13 protein-coding genes, 11 tRNA genes and 1 rRNA gene are annotated in these 19,594 nt (G+C 48.1%); all 25 read right to left on the bottom strand.

Going from position 1 to position 19,594, the window contains the following annotated elements; translation table 11 throughout:
* Nucleotides 1–10: 10 nt before the first annotated feature.
* A complete protein-coding gene (locus BMY11_RS22085; RefSeq protein ID WP_090581448.1) occupies nucleotides 11–1,795 on the bottom strand; it encodes an extracellular solute-binding protein in 1,785 nt (594 codons plus the stop codon).
* A 107-nt stretch (nucleotides 1,796–1,902) separates the two neighbouring features.
* Entirely contained in the window at nucleotides 1,903–3,216 is a 1,314-nt protein-coding gene (locus BMY11_RS22080) for a response regulator transcription factor (protein ID WP_090581445.1), read from the bottom strand.
* A gap of 1 nt (nucleotide 3,217) precedes the next feature.
* Nucleotides 3,218–4,960, bottom strand: a complete 1,743-nt coding sequence (locus BMY11_RS22075) for a sensor histidine kinase (protein ID WP_090581444.1) — start codon at nucleotides 4,958–4,960, stop codon at nucleotides 3,218–3,220.
* A gap of 168 nt (nucleotides 4,961–5,128) precedes the next feature.
* The gene (locus BMY11_RS22070; protein WP_090581442.1) at nucleotides 5,129–5,485 is read right to left on the bottom strand and encodes a hypothetical protein; all 357 of its coding nucleotides are present in this window, start codon (nucleotides 5,483–5,485) and stop codon (nucleotides 5,129–5,131) included.
* 340 nt (nucleotides 5,486–5,825) lie between these two features.
* Entirely contained in the window at nucleotides 5,826–6,017 is a 192-nt protein-coding gene (locus BMY11_RS22065) for a helix-turn-helix domain-containing protein (protein ID WP_090581441.1), read from the bottom strand.
* Nucleotides 6,018–6,211: 194 nt separating this feature from the next.
* Entirely contained in the window at nucleotides 6,212–8,044 is a 1,833-nt protein-coding gene (gene glmS, locus BMY11_RS22060) for a glutamine--fructose-6-phosphate transaminase (isomerizing) (protein WP_090581439.1), read from the bottom strand.
* Nucleotides 8,045–8,794: 750 nt separating this feature from the next.
* The gene (gene glmM / locus BMY11_RS22055; RefSeq protein WP_090581437.1) at nucleotides 8,795–10,141 is read right to left on the bottom strand and encodes a phosphoglucosamine mutase; all 1,347 of its coding nucleotides are present in this window, start codon (nucleotides 10,139–10,141) and stop codon (nucleotides 8,795–8,797) included.
* A gap of 53 nt (nucleotides 10,142–10,194) precedes the next feature.
* Nucleotides 10,195–11,703 (bottom strand): CdaR family protein, encoded by a 1,509-nt coding sequence (locus tag BMY11_RS22050; protein ID WP_090581435.1) that lies wholly within the window; start codon nucleotides 11,701–11,703, stop codon nucleotides 10,195–10,197.
* Nucleotides 11,696–12,535, bottom strand: coding sequence for a diadenylate cyclase CdaA (cdaA, locus tag BMY11_RS22045; protein WP_090581433.1), 840 nt, complete (start codon nucleotides 12,533–12,535; stop codon nucleotides 11,696–11,698). Before cdaA ends, BMY11_RS22050 begins: the two co-directional genes overlap by 8 nt.
* A gap of 144 nt (nucleotides 12,536–12,679) precedes the next feature.
* Nucleotides 12,680–13,309 carry a zf-HC2 domain-containing protein gene (locus BMY11_RS22040; RefSeq protein WP_090581431.1) on the bottom strand — a complete coding sequence of 210 codons (630 nt, stop codon included), beginning with the start codon at nucleotides 13,307–13,309 and terminating at the stop codon, nucleotides 12,680–12,682.
* Between the two features lie 123 nt (nucleotides 13,310–13,432).
* Complete coding sequence (gene sigW, locus BMY11_RS22035; RefSeq protein ID WP_177182770.1) at nucleotides 13,433–13,999, bottom strand: RNA polymerase sigma factor SigW; 567 nt, start codon at nucleotides 13,997–13,999, stop codon at nucleotides 13,433–13,435.
* Nucleotides 14,000–14,182: 183 nt separating this feature from the next.
* Nucleotides 14,183–16,990, bottom strand: a complete 2,808-nt coding sequence (gene ppc / locus BMY11_RS22030; protein WP_090581426.1) for a phosphoenolpyruvate carboxylase — start codon at nucleotides 16,988–16,990, stop codon at nucleotides 14,183–14,185.
* Between the two features lie 235 nt (nucleotides 16,991–17,225).
* Nucleotides 17,226–17,299: transfer RNA gene (locus BMY11_RS22025), tRNA-Gly, on the bottom strand.
* A gap of 8 nt (nucleotides 17,300–17,307) precedes the next feature.
* A tRNA-Pro gene (locus BMY11_RS22020) sits at nucleotides 17,308–17,384 on the bottom strand.
* Nucleotides 17,385–17,414: 30 nt separating this feature from the next.
* Nucleotides 17,415–17,491 (bottom strand) — tRNA-Arg (locus tag BMY11_RS22015).
* A 3-nt stretch (nucleotides 17,492–17,494) separates the two neighbouring features.
* Nucleotides 17,495–17,569: transfer RNA gene (locus BMY11_RS22010), tRNA-Gly, on the bottom strand.
* A gap of 96 nt (nucleotides 17,570–17,665) precedes the next feature.
* A complete protein-coding gene (locus BMY11_RS22005) occupies nucleotides 17,666–18,514 on the bottom strand; it encodes an ABC transporter ATP-binding protein (RefSeq protein WP_090581423.1) in 849 nt (282 codons plus the stop codon).
* 282 nt (nucleotides 18,515–18,796) lie between these two features.
* A tRNA-Leu gene (locus BMY11_RS22000) sits at nucleotides 18,797–18,876 on the bottom strand.
* 34 nt (nucleotides 18,877–18,910) lie between these two features.
* Nucleotides 18,911–18,986, bottom strand: a tRNA-Lys gene (locus BMY11_RS21995).
* Nucleotides 18,987–18,996: 10 nt separating this feature from the next.
* Nucleotides 18,997–19,072, bottom strand: a tRNA-Gln gene (locus tag BMY11_RS21990).
* Nucleotides 19,073–19,083: 11 nt separating this feature from the next.
* Nucleotides 19,084–19,159, bottom strand: a tRNA-Val gene (locus BMY11_RS21985).
* Between the two features lie 13 nt (nucleotides 19,160–19,172).
* Nucleotides 19,173–19,247, bottom strand: a tRNA-Glu gene (locus BMY11_RS21980).
* An 18-nt stretch (nucleotides 19,248–19,265) separates the two neighbouring features.
* A tRNA-Thr gene (locus tag BMY11_RS21975) sits at nucleotides 19,266–19,341 on the bottom strand.
* A gap of 3 nt (nucleotides 19,342–19,344) precedes the next feature.
* Nucleotides 19,345–19,420 (bottom strand) — tRNA-Asn (locus BMY11_RS21970).
* A 90-nt stretch (nucleotides 19,421–19,510) separates the two neighbouring features.
* A 23S ribosomal RNA gene (locus BMY11_RS21965) occupies nucleotides 19,511–19,594 on the bottom strand; the annotation flags it as partial.

Raw genomic sequence — 19,594 nt, 5'->3', positions numbered from 1 at the left:
GCCTTGATCATTATTTTACCGATTGATACCAATCATTGACTTCCTTCGTTATTTGCTCGCCGCCAAGCGATTTCCAGCTGGCAACGAACTTATCGAAATCATCGATCGACCCACCCATAACGATCTTTGTGAATGACTCGGCCATCAACTTATCCAATTGCCCGCCCTTCTCCACTTGTGTTTCAGTTGGTACACCGTAGAACTCATTGCTAACGTACTGTTGCTGCTCCTTCAGTTCACGAGTAAGACCCCAGCCTCCGTCCTTCGCAGCGCGGCTGAAGTATTGACCCCAGTTAACGCCGCTTGAAGCATTCGAAGTGTTCTTACTTAAGAAGTCATTCGACGCTTTGAACACATCGGCAACTACTTTGTAGTTGTCATCATCCAGCGTAATTTCCGTCTGCTTCGCATCCAATGCTTTATTCACTTCGGTATAGATCGTATCAATCTGACTTGGATTGTAAATTCTCGGAACGAACCAGTTATATACATAACCATTAGCAGCTTGGTTCTTGTCGATATACTGCTTCTTGCCCATCTCGAAGTAGAAATTGATCATCTTAATCGCAGCTTCCGGATTTTTCGCCGCTTTATTGACCACCGTAATTCTCGTACCGCGCAGTTTTGGAACAAGTGATTTGCCCGGGCCGGTGAGCGACGGAATCTGCAGCGGAATCCAATTCGCCTTCGGATCTTTGTCCACATTCAGGTTAAGCGGCCAGTTCGGGTACCACCATTCGCCATAAGAGATCCCGACTTTGCTAGCGACGATGTCTTCGGACACCTTGTTCTCGTCTTTGAGCGCAAACTCTTTATCAATAATGCCTTTCTTATACCATTCTTGCATTCTGCTTAAAACAGTCTTGACCTCTGGCTGAATCAAGCCAGGCACCAATGTGCCATCAGAGCCTTTGACCCAAGCCGATTGTCCGTCGCCGACAGAAGGATAAGCGCCGAACCCATTAAACAAGCCTCTCGTATCAAAGCCCCAGTAGAACAGGTTCTTCTGTAATGCCAAACCGTAAGTATCGTTAGCGCCATTCTTGTCTGGATCGTTCTTCACGAAAGCTTCCGCAACCTTCTCTAGATCATCCATCGTTTTTGGAGGCTGAAGATTCAGGTTATCAAGCCAGTCCTTCCGAATCCACATCAGTTGCGTGGACAAAAAAGGATCCTCAAACGAAGGTATGCCATACTGCTTGCCGTCTGAGCTGAATGCTTTCATCGCGAATCCGCCATCAGACTCCATATATTTTTTGAGAGTAGGAGATGCGTATTGATTGTAAGCTTCCGTTAAATCTGCCAATACGCCTTGCTTGCGAAGCTTCTCGAATGTTCGTTGATCAACATCCATAATATCGGGCAAATCTCCCGAAGCCATTGCGAGGGCAAACTTCTGCTCAGCTTGATTTCCAGGAACCATATACTTGTATTTCACTTCAATATTCATCATGTCTTTCAGATCTTTGAGGTAGGCGTTCTTATCCGGTGTAAGTCCTTTCGGTGTTCGCGGATCTTCCGGCGGATTGTAACCAATTACCTCCGTTACTGTTACCGGCTCGGCATACTTGCCCAGCGGATCCGGCGTTGCGGCAGTGGTACTGGAATTATTGGACGCCGCGCTGTTGGATGCATTCGTGTCCGAAGCTGCCTGCTCAGAGTTGGAAGCTGCAGTGTCCGCGTTCTTGGCGGCATTGGAGTTCGCACTATCTTCCCCATTATTGCCACACGCGGTCAACACCGAGATTACCAAGCCTGCCGTTACAAGAAGCTTCATTCGCTGCGAATTGTTCATTTAACTTGTAACCCCCTCTAGGTATTTGTGCTATCTTGACTACGTCTTTAATTGTATAGGGAGTATGGAAGCGCAACAATTTTGAATCCTTTACATTGGCTTCTACTTTATTTACGTAATGCATTACGGTAATCTTGCGGGGATGAACCCGTCATTCTCTTAAAGAACGTCGTGAAATAAGAATGGGAGTCAAAGCCAAGCTTCACCGCGATTTCATTCAGCTTCAGTTGCGGATCGGACATCATCACAATTGCAGCGCTCAGCTTGGAAGATTGGATATAGTCCAGTAGATTGCGCCCCGTCACTTGTTTGTAGTAACGGGATAAGTAGGAAGGATTAAAGTGAACCTCATCGGCAATTGCGGTTAGCGAGAGGTTACCCGATAGATGCTTTTGAATATAGAGATGGATTTGATCAATGACCATCTCCCGGGAAGATATCATTTCAGCAGGCTTGTCCATATCGAGAATAATCATAGCCTTCCCCAGCGAGAAGCTTCTTCGAATGAGCACACTAGCCTGCTCGACTTGTTCATGTATAAACGCCCAATTACGCAGATTACTCGAAGTGGCAAACAAAACCGAAATTCCGGTACGCTCCTCACACTCGTTCTGTACTGACTCTAAGACTCCTTTTACATATGTCGCAAAGCTGCGCATGTCCACTTCATCCGTCAGAAGCTTTAACCGGGAAGCCAGCTCATTATCCGGTTGAAGCAGCCAAACTAGCGCGCTTGCGTCATAAACCATTTGCTCTATATGGATTGAAGCTGGAAGTTGATGACATACAAGCTGCTGAACGACTTGCAGCATCTTCCACTTCTGAGAAGAGGCGAGCTCTTCTCTCGAATCAAGCTGACCGACTAACAGCATAGCTGGATGCTCTGGGGAAACCCCAAGCTCAATATCCGCATACTGAGGATTTGCTCGGAGCGACGCGATCGTTTCGCCTCTTAGCAAACCTTCCAGCAATTCTTTTTTAAGCAGAGATTCCGTGAATTGGAGCTGTAGCTGTGCTTTTTCTACCAACACTCTTGCTTTCTTCTCTGCGTCCAGCTTCTGTATCGCCGTCTTTACAGCCCTGAAGATAGGCTCCATGCCTTCAGTTTTGAGAATATAGTTCTCGACGTTCTTCTGAATGGCTTCATAAACGTACTCGAATTCGCTGTATCCGGTTAGAAAAATAATACGGCACGATGGCCAGTAATAAACCATTTCATCTACTAGCTGGAGCCCGCTCTTCTTGGGCATTCGGATATCGCTAACCATAATATCGAGCTTCGAGGTTTTGGCGATCTCGAGTGCCTCATTGGCAGAATAAGCCTTAACGATATCTAGTTCAAATTCTGAATTCCCTTGAAACAGCTGCACCAGTCCGTTTACGATGACAGGCTCGTCATCAACAATAAGCAGTCGATACATGCTATGCCCCCATTTGCTTATAATCGATTTTGATATCTACCTTCAAACCGCCGTAATGACTACGCGAGATAAATAGTCCGCTGTTTGGGCCATATTTCAATTGAAGCCTATTGCCTACGTTGATAATGCCGGTCTGCTCCGTTCGTTCAACGTTCAGACTCCCCAACTTCGCTCGTAATTGACCAAGCTTCTCATCTGATAGAAGTTTGCCATTATCTTCAACCGTAATACAGACGACTTCTTCTTCAAAGCTGCTCCGCATATAGAGAACTCCCTCCATCATCCCATCTTCAAACGCGTGCTCAAACACATTTTCCACGACCGGTTGAATGATTAATCGAGGGACATAAAGTGCGGCTGTAGATTCCGGCAACTCTTCGTATTCGAACTCGACCCGGTTCGAGAACCGGATGCACTGGATTTCACAATAATCAAGCGCATGCTGGAATTCCTTATAGAGAGGAACTTCGTCTGAGCCGCTTCTCGTAATGTATTGGTAATAGCTTCCAAGCTTCTGCGACAGCTCTCCAGCCCCATCTGAATCACCAGTCTTGCACATCATATAAATATTAAAAAAGCTGTTATACAGAAAATGGGGATTGATTTGCGATTGCAACTGTTTGAGCTCCGAATGCTGAAGGGCAATCTTCTGCTCATAATTCTCTTCAATGGAACGCTTTAAGCGCTGTGCCATACGGTTGAAGCTGTTGAATAAGTAATGAAACTCATCCTTACGTTTTGACTCGATGACGAGATTCAAGTTATCGGTCTCGATGATTTGAAAGGCTTTGGTCAGCCTAGTGAGCGGGCGATGAATCATGAAATGGATGGAGAACGAGTACAGCAGCAGTACGGCAACCGCAATAATTAATAAGGCGAAGAACCATGAATTGAACTGGCTAAGCGGGCGTACCAGCTCATTCTGATTCACGAACATGACGAGTGATAGATGCAGAGAACTTACGTCACTGCGCGTTATGAAATAGTTCGTTCCATTTACCTTACGTACAATCGACTTCCCAGGCTCTGGCCCACTCAGTTCTTGTGCTATTGTAAGCACCTCAGCTAATTCAGGGCGATCCGATAAAGTTGATAAGAGCACTCCGTTGCTCTGGCTGCCAATAAGAACTTCAGAGTTCTGATAGAGTGATGCAATTTGCTTCAGTGCCTCTAGCAGCTTGTCTCTGGAAAGTTCAATATAAGACCAAACGCCTGAATTGTTTGCGCTTTCAATAAAATAGAGCCGATCATGGTACATATAGAACGAAGGGACGGGTGTTTCTTTAATTAAGGTGGAGATCAAGTTGTACTCCTCATTCGGCGTGTTCAGGACATCATCCTTAACGGAGACCGTCTTTTCAATCTCTTTCACATACACGCCTGCATTCACGACATACTCGCTCGAATTGAGAAGCGACACCAGCCGGTCCTTGACCTGGTTGATAAGTTGGACCATTTCAAATTTATCCATAGTTGCGCCTTGAAAGCTAAGCTTCTGTAAGTCTTGATCATTTAAAAATTGCAATTGCTGGCTACGAATAAAATAGAGCTGGTCATCCAGCTGTTTCGAGTAAAACGACGCCCCGGCAACAGCAGAATCAGCAATCTCATTTTTGATGAAGAATAATCCCTTGTAATTGATCCACATGTTCATCACGATTAGAGGAACGAACAATATGATAAAGACCGTGACAATTTTTTGATAGACGTACCATTTGGTCCGACCTATCTTGCTCAAATTCATAGCTGATCATTCCTTCTTCATAGTTTCGCAAGCGCATACAATAGCTATGAAATGACTATACCTAATTTAACTTAACTTGAATATTAGTTTTAACGGGCAGTTGCTGCTTCCTTGTTCCTGGTACCACTCCCTACATATAGAAATACCCTGCATACGCAGGGTTAACATTTACTCTACCATCTTGTTATTGATACTCATTTTTCGCGATATTGGCTGTAGGATCGGAACATCTTTATAGGTCTTCAGTGTTTTCAGCAGCTCGTCGTCTTGATAAAACATGCCGTTGTAAGTCGATAGGAAAGCTTTCGTCTCTCCGTTATATAAATAAATGGAATGAATCAGCGGGTTATTGTTGATAACAGAGCTCGTTAACTTATTCAGCGTGAGGTTCACGTCAAAAATCGAATTATCCAGGTTCTTCACATGCAGCAGATAATCCGATTCAGCGCTGAAATAGATCGTCGAAATCAGTTGCTTCACCGTTTCGTTCATGTATTCGATATTGGCTTGTGTCTGATAGAGCATCTACTGATTCAATTCATAGTTATTCTTCTCAACATTGTTCTTAACGTTGACATATAGAGAGGCGGAGAAAACGGTTACAATCATGCATATAGCAACCGTAATCCATATGTAAATCCCCGTAAAGAACTTCTTGTTTCGGAATGGAACCTTTAGCATTGGAATACCACCTAATCTCCCGTTGATGTCTTCTTGGATGATTAACAATAAGGCTTATTATAAGGTCAAAATCTCTGAATAGACAAGAAGTTAAACATTCCACAAAAAAAGGTTCCCCTTAGCCGGGCAACCTCGCTTTGATGGTTACATAGATATGTATGAATAGCGGATTAATCCACATCACTTAAAGCTCATTCAAATCGACCATAAACCTCTTCCTTAATGCAATTAATGTTTCAGCTGAAGGCTTAGTTATATCTTTCTCAATTTCGCTCAGTCTTCCTTGTGAAATTCCTAATAATGAAGAGAATTCAACTTGAATCAACTCATTCAACTTGCGTATCTTTTTCACCCGGGTACCAATTGTCTCCGACATTAATTGGCTCCTTAATAAAAAGTCCCGATGACTAATAAAGCATCATCGGGACTCTTCTCGTTGTTTTATTTCCTCTTCAATAGTGGTTCCACTGTTTCTTTACTAGTTCCATACTTTATTTACTGGTTCCATAGTTTTTTTACTGGTTCCACACTTTTTTATCAACAGACATTTTTAACTCAATATAATTGTGTTTACTCAACTGTCACGCTCTTCGCCAAGTTACGCGGCTTATCAACATCATTACCACGAGCTAGCGACGCATAGTATGCAATCAGCTGCAATGGCACGACCGACAATGCTGGTGCAAGCAACGGCAGCGTCTTCGGAATCGCGAACAGCTCGTCAACGGACTTGCTGACCTCCGCTTCCAGGCCTTCGTTCACAACGCCAAGTACATGCGCGCCGCGAGCTTTGACTTCTTTAATGTTGCTAAGCGTCTTCTCATACAGATCCTCTTGCGTGATGAGCGAGATGACAGGAATGCCCTCCTCGATCAGCGCCAGCGTACCATGCTTTAGTTCGCCTGCTGCATACGCTTCGGAGTGGATATACGAAATTTCTTTCAGCTTCAGCGAGCCCTCTTGCACGACTGCAAAGTCAACGCCGCGGCCGATAAAGAACAGGTTCTGATGCTTCGCGAGCGATTCCGCGAGCGTCTTCAGCACTGGTGCTTCCTCAAGGATGCGCTCCACTTTCTCAGGAAGCTCGTGCATCGCTGCAACCACTTCTGCGATTGCATCCGCATCGCGTGTGCCGAGTGTATCGGCAAGGAACAAGCCGAACAGGTAGAAAGCAATCAGCTGCGACGTGTAAGCTTTCGTCGAAGCAACGGCAATTTCAGGACCTGCTTGCGTGATGATCACATCATCCGCTTCACGGGCTACCGAACTGCCAACCACGTTCGTAATCGCCATGACGCGTGCGCCGTTGCGCTTCGCTTCACGCAGTGCTGCGAGCGTATCCGCTGTCTCACCGGATTGGCTGACAACAATAACGAGCGTATCCGGCGTAATGATTGGCGAGCGGTAACGGTACTCGGAAGCAACGTCCGTCTCAACTGGAATGCGAGCCAAGCTCTCGATAACGGTTTTGCCTACCAAACCAGCGTGCATTGCCGTACCGCATGCAACGATTTGGATTTTGCGGATGCCGCGGATTTGCTCTGCAGTCATGCCAATTTCATTCAGTACAACGCTGCGGCCATCATCCGAAATACGGCCCATCATCGTGTCGCGGTATGCTTTAGGCTGCTCATAAATCTCTTTCAGCATGAAGTGGTCGAAGCCTGCTTTTTCAGCTGTAACAAGATCCCAATCGACACGGAATATTTCCTTGGAAATAAATTCGCCTTCGATCGTCATCAATTCGACAGCGTTCTTCGTCAGAATCGCCATATCGCCGTCATTCAGAATGTACACATCACGCGTATGCTCCAGAATTGCTGGAATGTCCGAGCCGATGAAGTTTTCGCCTTCACCTACACCGATAACGAGCGGACTTGCAAAACGAACTGCAACGAGGCGATCCGGTTCAAACTCCGTCAACACGCCAAGGGCATATGCACCGCGCATCCGCTTCACTGCACGCTGAACCGCTTTTACGATGTCGCCATCGTACTCTTCCGCGATCAGGTGGGAAATGACTTCCGTATCTGTTTCCGATACGAACTTCGCGCCTTTCGCGATCAGTTCATCTTTCAGATCCAAGTAATTCTCAATAATGCCGTTATGCACAACAGAGAACTTATGCGAGTTGTCCGTATGTGGGTGAGAGTTTACGTCAGACGGTTTACCATGTGTCGCCCAGCGCGTATGACCGATACCAACAGACCCTTCAAGCGGCTGTCCATCCAGCTTCTCCTCCAGGTTTGCAAGACGACCGATCGACTTCCGTACTTCCAATCCGTTCTTCGTAAATACAGCAATACCTGCGGAGTCATAACCGCGGTACTCCAGCTTCTTCAAGCCTTCGATCAAAATATCCTGCGAATCCCGTTTACCGATATATCCTACAATTCCACACATATGAATAGACCTCCGAATTTGGGTATATTACCCTCGCATCAGTCGGATGCCTCGATTACTATGCATGGCGGCGCAAGGCCGCCTAATCGCCGGCTCCGTCCTGCCAAGAGTTAAATTTGAATAATGAATGAGCTCATACAAGTAAAAAGACAATAACAAAGAAAGCGCACACCCTGTATGCAAATGGGAAAATAATTCTTTCATTCGAGAACAACACAATAAAAGCAGCACTTTACGTCTGCTTTGAACCATAACGCACATCACGGCCTCCGTTGCCGCGTGCGCATCCAATGTAGCTATAGAGCATTCTACCGACCTTTTGTCAGACCAGTCGCCCAGTCTATTTGAGTATCGGCTTACGGTCAAATGCAATACCGGGAGGTCCCCGCCGAACATTCCGAACACCTCCACCTCGTCAGCTTGCCGATTGATACAGCCGGTTATACGCCGTGCGTCCATTTCCATTATGGACAAACACAGCAGCTGTAATAATCCGTGCAAGCTCTGGCGCTTTAGTGAAACTTTAACATCGATCCTCGCTTTCCATTCCTGAATGTACTATCCTACTATATTCATTTTCATGCGATGGTGCAACAAATAATTTCCGCAATCGTTTTCAAAAACTCGAGAGGTTTGTCGCATATTCGCACCTTACAGCGAACAAGAAACAATCCTGAATGCCGCAATTGCTGCACATCCAGGATTGTCTGAGTGTTCTAATTGGCCGGAGCCATTTACCATAAACTGATACTATTCTGCACCAAGCTCAGCGCGAACCGTATCAACGATTCGGTTCACATACGCTTCGACCTGCTCTTTATCCGGTCCTTCCGCCATGACGCGGATCAAAGACTCCGTACCGGACGGGCGAACGAGCACGCGGCCGTTGTCGCCAAGCTCCTGCTCAACCTCTGCAATCGCAGCTGCAATCGCTTCATTGTCCTTATACGTGCTCTTGTCCGCTACACGCACGTTAATGAGCACCTGAGGGAATTTACGCATAAGCGTCTTCTGTTCGCTCAGCTTCTTCCCGGAAGCAACTAGCGTATTCGTCAGCTGCAGCGCTGTCAGGATGCCGTCGCCAGTGGTATTGTAGTCGAGGAAGATCACATGGCCGGACTGCTCGCCACCAAGATTAAAGCCCCCGCGGCGCATTTCTTCCATTACATAACGATCTCCAACCGCCGTTTGAGCCGTGCTCAGTCCAATCTTCTGTGCCGCTTTAAAGAAGCCAATGTTGCTCATTACTGTCGTTACGACCGTATCGTTCTTAAGCGTGCCAGCTCGCTTCATCGCGTCGCCGCAGATGCACAGAATGAAGTCACCGTCTACCTCTTCGCCCTTCTCATCAATCGCGATGAGACGGTCAGCGTCGCCGTCAAAGGACAAGCCGAAATCCGCGCCGTGCTTCAGCACTTCCTCGCGAAGATATTCCGGATGCGTGGAACCGACGCCATCATTGATGTTGAGGCCGTTCGGCTCAGCGCCAACCGTAATGATTTCTGCACCAAGCTCACGGAATACCGTTGGCGCAATTTCATGTGCCGAACCGTTCGCGCAATCAAGGACGATCTTCAGCCCTGCAAAGCTCTGATTAACCGTTGTTTTCAAGAAATCGATAAACTTGCGCTTCGCCGTTTCATCCACCGTTACTGTACCAATATCGCCGCCTTCTGGGCGAGGTAGCTCATCTACCTCAGCATCCATCAAGCGCTCGATTTCAAGCTCTGTATCGTCAGAAAGCTTAAAGCCATCGCCGCCAAAAAATTTAATGCCGTTATCTTCGACAGGGTTATGCGAAGCCGAGATCATAACCCCCGCATCTGCGCCAAGCTCACGCGTCAAATAAGCAACTGCCGGCGTCGATACAACGCCAATGCGGACAACGCTAGCTCCGATCGACAGCAAGCCCGCAATGAGCGAAGCTTCCAGCATCGGACCGGAAATACGCGTATCAAGACCAATAACAACCTTCGGACGCTCCGCCTGTCCAGCAAGTACATATCCGCCGCAGCGGCCAATTTTATATGCAAGTTCCGGAGTCAGTTCGCGATTCGCGACGCCCCGCACACCATCAGTACCGAAATATTTACCCATTATACATATTCCCCTTTTATCTATTCGTAGTAAGTTCAAGCGCAGCTTCCCGGCTACTCTTTCGCTTCATCTTTCTTATTCGAGCTGCCGGCCCCGCTTAGGCTATTCTGCCCGTTTCCACTGCCTGAAGCAGCGTCACCTCCGGCAGCCGGAGACTCCGTCGCCGTCCCGTTGCCCGTACCAACAGCGCTGTCTCCGCTTGCCTTCCCGCTTCCACCGTCAGCCGCATTGTCTGTGCCATCAGGCGCAGTCGAATTACCGCTACTACTGCTGCCATCACTCGGCTGTCCGTCAGTCGGCAACGCATCAGTTGGCGTCACGGAAGCTGTCGTGCCATCCGTAATATCCACCGTGATACTGAGTGGCGCATTCGGCGCCTGCTCTACGAAGCGCGGCAGATGTACCTCCAGCGGCACAACATGGCTGCCAGGGCCTAGCCCGCTCAAGTCGGCAATGAGCTGCACATCCTTGACGCCAAGCGCAGCCAACGTATCTGGCGCACCGCGTATAATCGCATCTACCGTGCCGGTCGTAGGCAGCGATATATTGGCTTTCAATCCGTCCGAGAGCCCGATGAGCGTAACTGGCAAGCTCGAGATAACTCGGGACTCCACGGGCACAATCGTATACTCGAATGTCACTTTTATCGGGTCAACCGAAGCAATATCGCCTGTCGGCACCACATCGAGCTCCATCGTACCCGATCGCTTCAGTTTCGACAAGTCAATTGTAATGCCGTCATAGTACTCGTACGTATTGAGCACATCCTGCGGTCCATACACTGTGATCTGATCCACACTCTGCTTGAAGGAAGCAATTGCGAGTCCCTCTGGCAGCTCCCCGGTGAATCCAACCTGCAACGGCAGCTTCTTAAACGGCTTCGTGATCGGTACCTCTACCTCTACCACGCTTGGACTTATAACCGCATCTGTTAGTTCATTGCCGTCCTGATCGTACGCAGCAAGCTTCATTTTCTTATCAGCGACGGTTTCCTCTTCGCCCTCTACCGAGATTGTGCCCCCAACGGAGGCGACAAGGTTCATTTGATCCTTCGGCAGTGTAACATGCACCCGATTCGGCTTCACGACCGGCTGCCCGGTCTTATACCCCTTGCCTGGCTTGCCCTCGGTATGTATCGTCACATCATACTCTTTCGTAAGCAGCCGTTCCAGAACGACCGTGACATTGCTTGGCCTTACTTCAATAAGCTCAAGCCCTCGAGGCAAATTCACTTTAAGCGGCAGCACCTTCCGGCCTTCAGTCGCCTGACTGAGATCCACCGTGACCTGATAATCATTGTTGCGTTCCGCGATGAGGAAGTCCGACCGCGATCCGCTTACTGTCAAATGCACCTCGCCCGGGTCCAGCAGGCGGAGCGCATAATTTTTATCATCCATGCCGATCGGCTTTACTTGAACCGCATCAATTTCACGCGATTCCGTCAAGTTCGCAACCGTATTCGGCGATTTCTCCGAGTCAAAATGAACAACAGCCCACATCAAGATCCCGATCATCAGCGAGATAATTTTGATCGCCGTCGGATGGCTCAGCCACTTATCCATGCTGATTGCCCCCCTTGCGCTTCCAGAAAGGCGTCTTATTGCGCTCACGTTCACGCGACTTCGCGTTCGGATTAAGCTCCTCGAATAGCTTCGAGATAAGCGACTCCTCTTTAATGTCGCGAACGATCATGCCGCCGACAGCGAGGGAGACTTGTCCCGTCTCCTCTGACACGATAACCGAGATGGCATCGCACACCTCTGTGACCCCAATTGCGGCGCGGTGCCTTGTCCCGAGCTCCTTACTGATGAACGGGTTTTCCGAGAGCGGCAAGTAGCAGCCCGCAGCCATAATCTGATTGCCTCGAATAATGACGGCACCATCATGAAGCGGTGTATTCGGGATAAAAATATTAATGAGCAGCTCTGAGCTAACAATCGACTCCATCTGAATACCGGACTCAATATAATCGGATAGCCCCGTACTCCGTTCAAACACGATTAATGCGCCGATTTTGCGCTTGGCCATATAATTAATCGACTTAATGATTTCATTAATTCGGTCGCTAGTATCCCGCTCTACCACGGAAGAACGGCTGAACAAGCTACCTCGTCCAAGCTGCTCCAGCGCCCTGCGAAGCTCCGGCTGAAAAATAATCAGAATCGTCACAACCCCGAAGGTGAACATCTGATTCATGAGCCACTTTAACGTATACAGGTTAAACCACGTACTAAGTGCCCATGTCGCGACGAGCACAATAATTCCCTTGAGCAGCTGCACCGCCCGGGTACCGCGAACGAGCAAGATGAGCTTATAGATAATATAACTAACGATCGAGATATCAATAAGATCCTTGATCCAGCCTTTCCAGGTCAGATCTGCAAAATAGTTCATCCATCATCTACCCCCAAACACATCTGTCTAGGTATCATTAATCCATTACCCTTATTTCTAACCTTATTCTTTTCTAGAACTGGTGCTCTAACTCCTTTTTTTCTCACAAAAAAACCTCCCTGAGTAGGAGGTTAGCAATGCAAACTAGTACGCCAAACTGCTGATGGAATGTGACACTTTGTACCAAAACCAGTCCAGCGCCTGGTCAATCTGCTTCACTTCTCCGGATATATGGGCAGTCGACGCTTGATACAGTGAACCTGAGATGACTGTTACATCCCCATCCACTTCTCCGTAAACGTTCGCTTTGCCATTCTCAACGACCAAGTCACCTTTTAAGCGAGCGCCTTCGGGCACAGTCACAGTATCACCTTTAATGACGACTTGTGCAAGATCCGAACCGCTTACCGTTAGCTCGCTATCCTGCTGCCACATGGCGAGGAAGCTTGAGAACATGACGAATACGAATACCGCTGCAACCGAGAGTCCCGGATGACTGCGCACCCAGCTTGCGAATCCAGCTCTGCGCCGCCGCTTGAATGGAACTGCGTCCATTATGCGTGCTTTAAGAGCGGAGGATTGCTCACTCGTCAAGACTGTACGCCGCTTATCCATCATGGATTCGGTGAGCGCCTCGGTCCGTTCGAGCTGCTCCAGCCTTATGCAGCATGCCACGCAGGAATCTATATGAAGCTTCAATTCAGCTTGCTCTTCTCGAGACAGCTCTTCATCTAAATAATCATGCATCTGCATGATGGCGACGTTGCAATTCATAGCAGCCAATCCTTTCATCATTATAATCTACAGTAGTATACGTTACGTGTCGCCGGCCGAGATGTTTCATTTTTTTAAGATGTCACGACTGTCAAAATGTAACTTTCCGCTCTCGCCCATCTGTTACAGCTTATGCTCGAGCTTCTTGCGAAGGAACTCCCGGCCTCTATGCACTCGCGTCTTCACTGTTGTTACTGGCATCCCCAGCACGTCGCCGATTTCTTGCAGCGACAGTTCCTCTAAGTAGCGCAGCACCATAACGGATTTATATTTCGCTGGCAATGTCTCAATCGCTTGATGAATGATCCGCTGCGTATCTGAGAGCAGCAGCTCACTCTCCGGTGTCCGGTTATCGCTAGGTATCATTGCGTAACCGTCAAGCCCTTCATGCTCCGACGATTCCGCATCCAGCGAATAAACCGCCTTGCGCTTGCGCAGCCGATCAATACACAGATTCGTTGCGATCCGGTAGATCCAGGTGGAGAACTTCATCGTGTCGTCGTAGCGCTCCAAGTTCTTGTATACCCGCAGGAACACTTCTTGTACAACGTCCTCTGCTTCCTGCCGGTTATATAGCATTCGGTAAGCCATATGATAAAGCTTGTCCTGATACATCTCAACAAGCTCGGCAAAAGCCCGCTGATCGCCTTTCAAAGCTAATCTTGCTAACCTTGCCTCAACTGATTTCAACGCTACTCCTCCAAACAGCCACTCTTTATATATACAAAAAAAACGAATCGTACCTCCATGATTATACATGGAAACTCAGCAATATGGCAAAAAACTACTTTTTCTGCAGCAATCATATATTTAAACAAAAAAACCGGACTCGAAGCAGCAATGCTGCCTTAAGTCCGGCATTTCAATACGATATCAACCGGTGTTTCTGAGGCCTGCCGCAATGCCGTTAATCGTAAGCAGCACTTCACGCAGCAGCTCTGGCTCGTCAGCTTCACCGTTAGCGCGCTTCTCGCGCAGTTCTTTCAGCAACTGCACTTGCATGTAACTGAGTGGATCCACGTACGGGTTACGCAATCGGATCGACTCTTGGATAACCGGTAAATTGTCCAGAATCTCCGCTTGTCCAGTAATTTGCAGAATAAGCGACGACGTCATCTCATATTCTACCTCGATTAGCGTAAAGATCCGATCACGGATCACTTTATCAGCGATCATTCCTGCATATTCTTTGGCAATCTGCAGATCCGCTTTAGCCAGTGCATTTTGCAGCGTATCGATGAGAGTCGTAAAGAACGGGAACTTCGCATACATGACACGCAATGTATCCAGACGGTTCACATCTCCGCCTACATATTCTTGCAGCGCCGTACCTGCCGCATACCATGCCGGCAACAAGTAACGGCTCTGCGTCCAAGCGAATACCCATGGAATCGCACGCAGATCTTCGAAGCGATCGCTTCCTTTCCGTTTTGCAGGACGGGAACCGATGTTCAATTCGCCTACTTCGGACAAAGGCGTCGACTCTTTGAAGAAGGTCATGAAATCCGGATCGCGGAAGATCAAATCTTGATATTTGTTCAGCGCCGTCTCCGAGATGCCCTTTGCAATTTCGTCCCACTGAGCAGTTGCTCCAGCTTCCTGCTCAGGGTACTTCGCAAGACGCGATGCTGTCACAAGCGCCCAAGTCGCCTGCTCCAAGCTGCGGTATGCGATGCCCTTCATCGAATAACGGGAGGACAATACCTCACCTTGCTCCGTAATCTTGATACCGCCGCCAACTGTGTGCGGAGGCTGCGCAAGAATACTGCGGTTTAGTGGCATGCCGCCACGGCCTAGCGCACCGCCACGACCGTGGAAGAACTTCAGCTTCACGTCGAACTTCTTCGCTGCACTTGTAATCGCATTAAGCGCTACACGCAGCTCCCAGTTTGCCGTAACAACTCCGCCGTCCTTGTTGCTATCCGAGTAGCCAAGCATAATCTCATGCAGGTTACCGCGTGCTTCAACCGATTGACGGTAGATTGGCAGTGCGAATAGCTGCTCCATAATGCCAGGCGCTGCATGCAGATCATCAATGGTTTCAAACAAAGGTACCGCCTGCAACGTGCAGCGAACCGTGCCGTTAGCCTCTTTGCGGAACAGGCCGACTTCCTTCGCGAACACCATAACTTCAAGCATGTCGCTCGCGCCCTGTGTCATACTGATCAGGTAGCTGGAGATACAGTTCACGCCGAACTCCGCTTGAGCGCGGTAGATCGTACGATAAACATCCAGACATTCCTGTGTGCTATCCGAATATGCAAAATGCGGCGATGTCAAAGGACGCGGATCCTTAAGCAGCGAATGTAGCAGCTCAATCTTCTCATCCTCATTCAAATCAGCATAATTCTCTACAATGTTCATGTTCGCAAGTACTTCAGTCATCGCATTCTCATGCTCTTTACTATGCTGACGAACGTCCAGCGCTGCCAGATGGAAGCCGAACAGTTCCACTTGACGAACCAACTTACGGATATGCGTATCTGCAACATAATCGGCAAAATGGTTACGCAAGCTGCGGTCAATCACATACAGATCTGCAATGAGCTCATCCGCGCTTTCATAGCGTTTCGAAGTGCCTTTCAGCGTAACCTCCGACGTATTCGCCAGCTTCTCAAGCATATAACCGAGCTTAATCTTGTACGGTTCTTTCTCATTGCGCCACAGTTCTACACTGCGCAGCTCAATGGTCTCACGATCTTTCTTGATGGACTCAAGCAGCTCATCAGAAACCGTAATAATATTCGTGCTGAAGCTAAGTTGTTCCATTACTTCCTTGAGCAACTGCTCATACTTCTTTAGCGCAAGTCCGCGCTGAAGCGTCAGGGTCTCCCAAGTGATCTTCGCAGTAACGGAAGGGTTACCATCGCGGTCGCCGCCAATCCATGAGCCGAAACGAAGGTAAGTCGGTACATGCCAGTCCTCAGATGGATAGTATTTGTCTAGGCAGCGCTCCAGCTCTTCATAGACGTTAGGAAGTACTTCAAACAACGTCTCGTCAAAATAGTACATGCCATTACGCACTTCATCGATAACCGTTGGTTTACGATCACGCAGCTCGTCTGTTTGCCACAGCGTTAGCACTTCGTTCAGCAGCTTCTCACGCAGCTTTTCGCGCTCACGATAAGTCAGGTTCGGATTATCGAGCTCGGTCATTTCAGCCGCAATGCGCTGATGAATGTCCAGAACCGCACGGCGTGTTGCTTCCGTTGGATGCGCAGTCATAACAAGCTCGAGTGAGATGTCACCGATAATTTCTTTAACGTTATCAACAGAGATGCCTTTTTCCTTTAGAACTTGGATGGCACTCTCGATCGAGCCCGGCTGTACAGTCTCGCCTGCAGAACGCTCATAGTCACGTTTCCGGCGAATCCGGTGATTCTGTTCCGCAATATTAACAAGTTGAAAATAAATCGCGAAAGCGCGAATGACTTGATGGCGCGTCTCCGGGTTCAATGCATCAATTACCTGCTTGAACTCTTCATACAGCTCCGGCAAAAATTCAGCCCGAAGCGCCTTGCTCATTTCGCGGATTTTTTCAACATTCTCCAGCAGTTCATGTCCGCCCTGATGCACAAGTACATCTCCAAGAATGTTACCAAGGAAACGCACATCGCGGCGCAGCAAGTTATTGGATTGCGGCCGGTTGGTAGTTGCAACAGTTCCAGCTTGTTCCGACATTCTAATCCTCCTCAAGGTTTTGCGAAGAAAGCCACTTCGTAAAGCATGTACATAGTTTTCAACATGCATGAATTCTTCTTCAAACGTTTATTTATACAACCTGATTTGAATATAACTCCTCATATCATACTACAAAATGACATGCGGTTGAAGCTTTTTCATTTCGTCTACAAAAAGGAACAAACATGAATAAAAAGAAAAAGCCTTGGTTACCCAAGGCTTGTTTGTTGTGATATGGAGCGGGTGATGGGAATCGAACCCACGCTATTAGCTTGGAAGGCTAAAGTTCTACCATTGAACTACACCCGCAGAAGAAATGGTCGGGATGACACGATTTGAACATGCGACCCCCTGGTCCCAAACCAGGTGCTCTACCAAGCTGAGCTACATCCCGTTATGTATCTTTCTGCTGCTTAAAAAGAAATGGCGTGCCCTGAGAGATTCGAACTCCCGACCTTTTGATTCGTAGTCAAATGCTCTATCCAGCTGAGCTAAGGGCACAAATGGAGCGGAAGACGGGAATCGAACCCGCGACCCTCGCCTTGGCAAGGCGATGCTCTACCGCTGAGCCACTTCCGCATTTGTGTGTCGTATTTCCTGAGCGACAAGTAATAATATATCACGCTCGATATAAGATTGCAAGCCTCTTTTGAAAATATTTTTGACACTCGCCATCTATACGGAGATACTCATCATTACCGGCTCTTCCACCAGTTCATTCGCTGCTACAGGCGACATTTTGTGTGCCAGTGCATAAGGCAGACAAAGCGGTACCCCTGTACGCGGATCTGGAATAATATCGGCTTCGATGCTGAATACCTCACGCAATACATCCTTCGTCATAACTGCTTGCGGAGTTCCCTCACCTACGACCTTGCCGCTCTTAATGGCAATCATATGCTGCGCATAGCGTGAAGCATGATTCAGATCGTGAACAACCATAACGATTGTTCTGCCTGCCGTCGCATTCAGCTGTATGAGCAGTTCCAACACTTCAAGCTGATGTGTCATATCTAGGAATGTAGTCGGCTCATCCAGGAATAGCATATCTGTCTGTTGTGCCAGTGCCATAGCAATCCAAGCACGCTGTCTCTGGCCACCTGAGAGGCGGTCAATTGGCCGATCCGCGAATTCCACCATTCCAGTCTTCTCGATGGCCCAAGAGATAACAGAGCGGTCCTCTTTCGTTAAGGAGCCAAACCCTTTCTGATAAGGGAAACGGCCGTATGAGACGAGCTCAGACACCGTAAGACCGTCTGGGGCGGTTGGGTTCTGAGGAAGAATGGCAAGCTGCTTCGCCACTTCCTTAGTTGACTGCTTGTGAATTGATTTCCCGTCAAGCATAACAGTTCCCGCGGATGGCGACATCAAGCGAGCCATCGTCTTCAGTATCGTTGATTTACCCGATCCGTTCGCACCGACGAGAGCAGTGATCTTGCCTTTTGGAACAGAGATATTTAAATTCTCGACGATCAGTCGTTCCTCATAGCCAATGTTTAGTTTCGACGTTTCAAATGATTGCATCCTTCGACAGCCCCTTAATCTCGATATTGCTATTGCCCATACCTTGATAACATTTCTCAGTACTATATATGATAATCATTCTCAGTTAATGCGTCAAGTCTCAAATGCTTTTCTTCCCTAATCCCATTTAATATTGAATACGTTAATTAGCAGATTTGTGGATTAATGCAGCAAGAAATATGGATAGAGGCAGCTAAAACCGATGAGCTCCTAAGCTCCTCCGAATTGTTATTCACAAATCTATACACAAAAAAGACCCTTATACAGGGTCTTCGTGTCTGATGCGCGTAGAGGGACTTGAACCCCCACGGTTGCCCGCCAGATCCTAAGTCTGGTGCGTCTGCCAATTCCGCCATACGCGCATAATATAGATTTCCATCTCATTGAAGATGAAAATGGTGAGCCATGTAGGATTCGAACCTACGACACCCTGATTAAAAGTCAGGTGCTCTACCAACTGAGCTAATGGCTCGTACAAATAGTGGCTGGGGATCTAGGATTCGAACCTAGGGAATGACGGAGTCAAAGTCCGTTGCCTTACCGCTTGGCTAATCCCCATTAGTCATAGATGGTGGAGGCTGACGGGATCGAACCGCCGACCCTCTGCTTGTAAGGCAGATGCTCTCCCAGCTGAGCTAAGCCTCCATAATGGAAGAGATGGTGACCCGTAGGGGACTCGAACCCCTGTTACCTCCGTGAAAGGGAGGTGTCTTAACCACTTGACCAACGGGCCATGCAAAAAGAAAATCACTGGAGCTCTCAACCGGAATCGAACCGGTGACCTCATCCTTACCATGGATGCACTCTACCGACTGAGCTATGAGAGCAAATGGCTCCCCGAACAGGACTCGAACCTGTGACAACTCGATTAACAGTCGAGTGCTCTACCAACTGAGCTATCAGGGAACAATGTAATTGTTCGGGCATTACTTAACACCCTGAAAACTGGATACGAACCTTTGCGAAGGTTTCTTGCTTTAGCTGATTTCACTTATTTAGGATAAGCCCTCGACCGATTAGTATTCGTCAGCTGCATGCATTGCTGCACTTCCACCTCGAACCTATCAACCTGATCGTCTT

It is taken from the genome of Paenibacillus sp. OV219, assembly GCF_900110075.1.
Taxonomy (GTDB): Bacteria; Bacillota; Bacilli; order Paenibacillales; family Paenibacillaceae; genus Paenibacillus_Z.
This window is presented reverse-complemented; position numbering and strand designations above follow the sequence as displayed.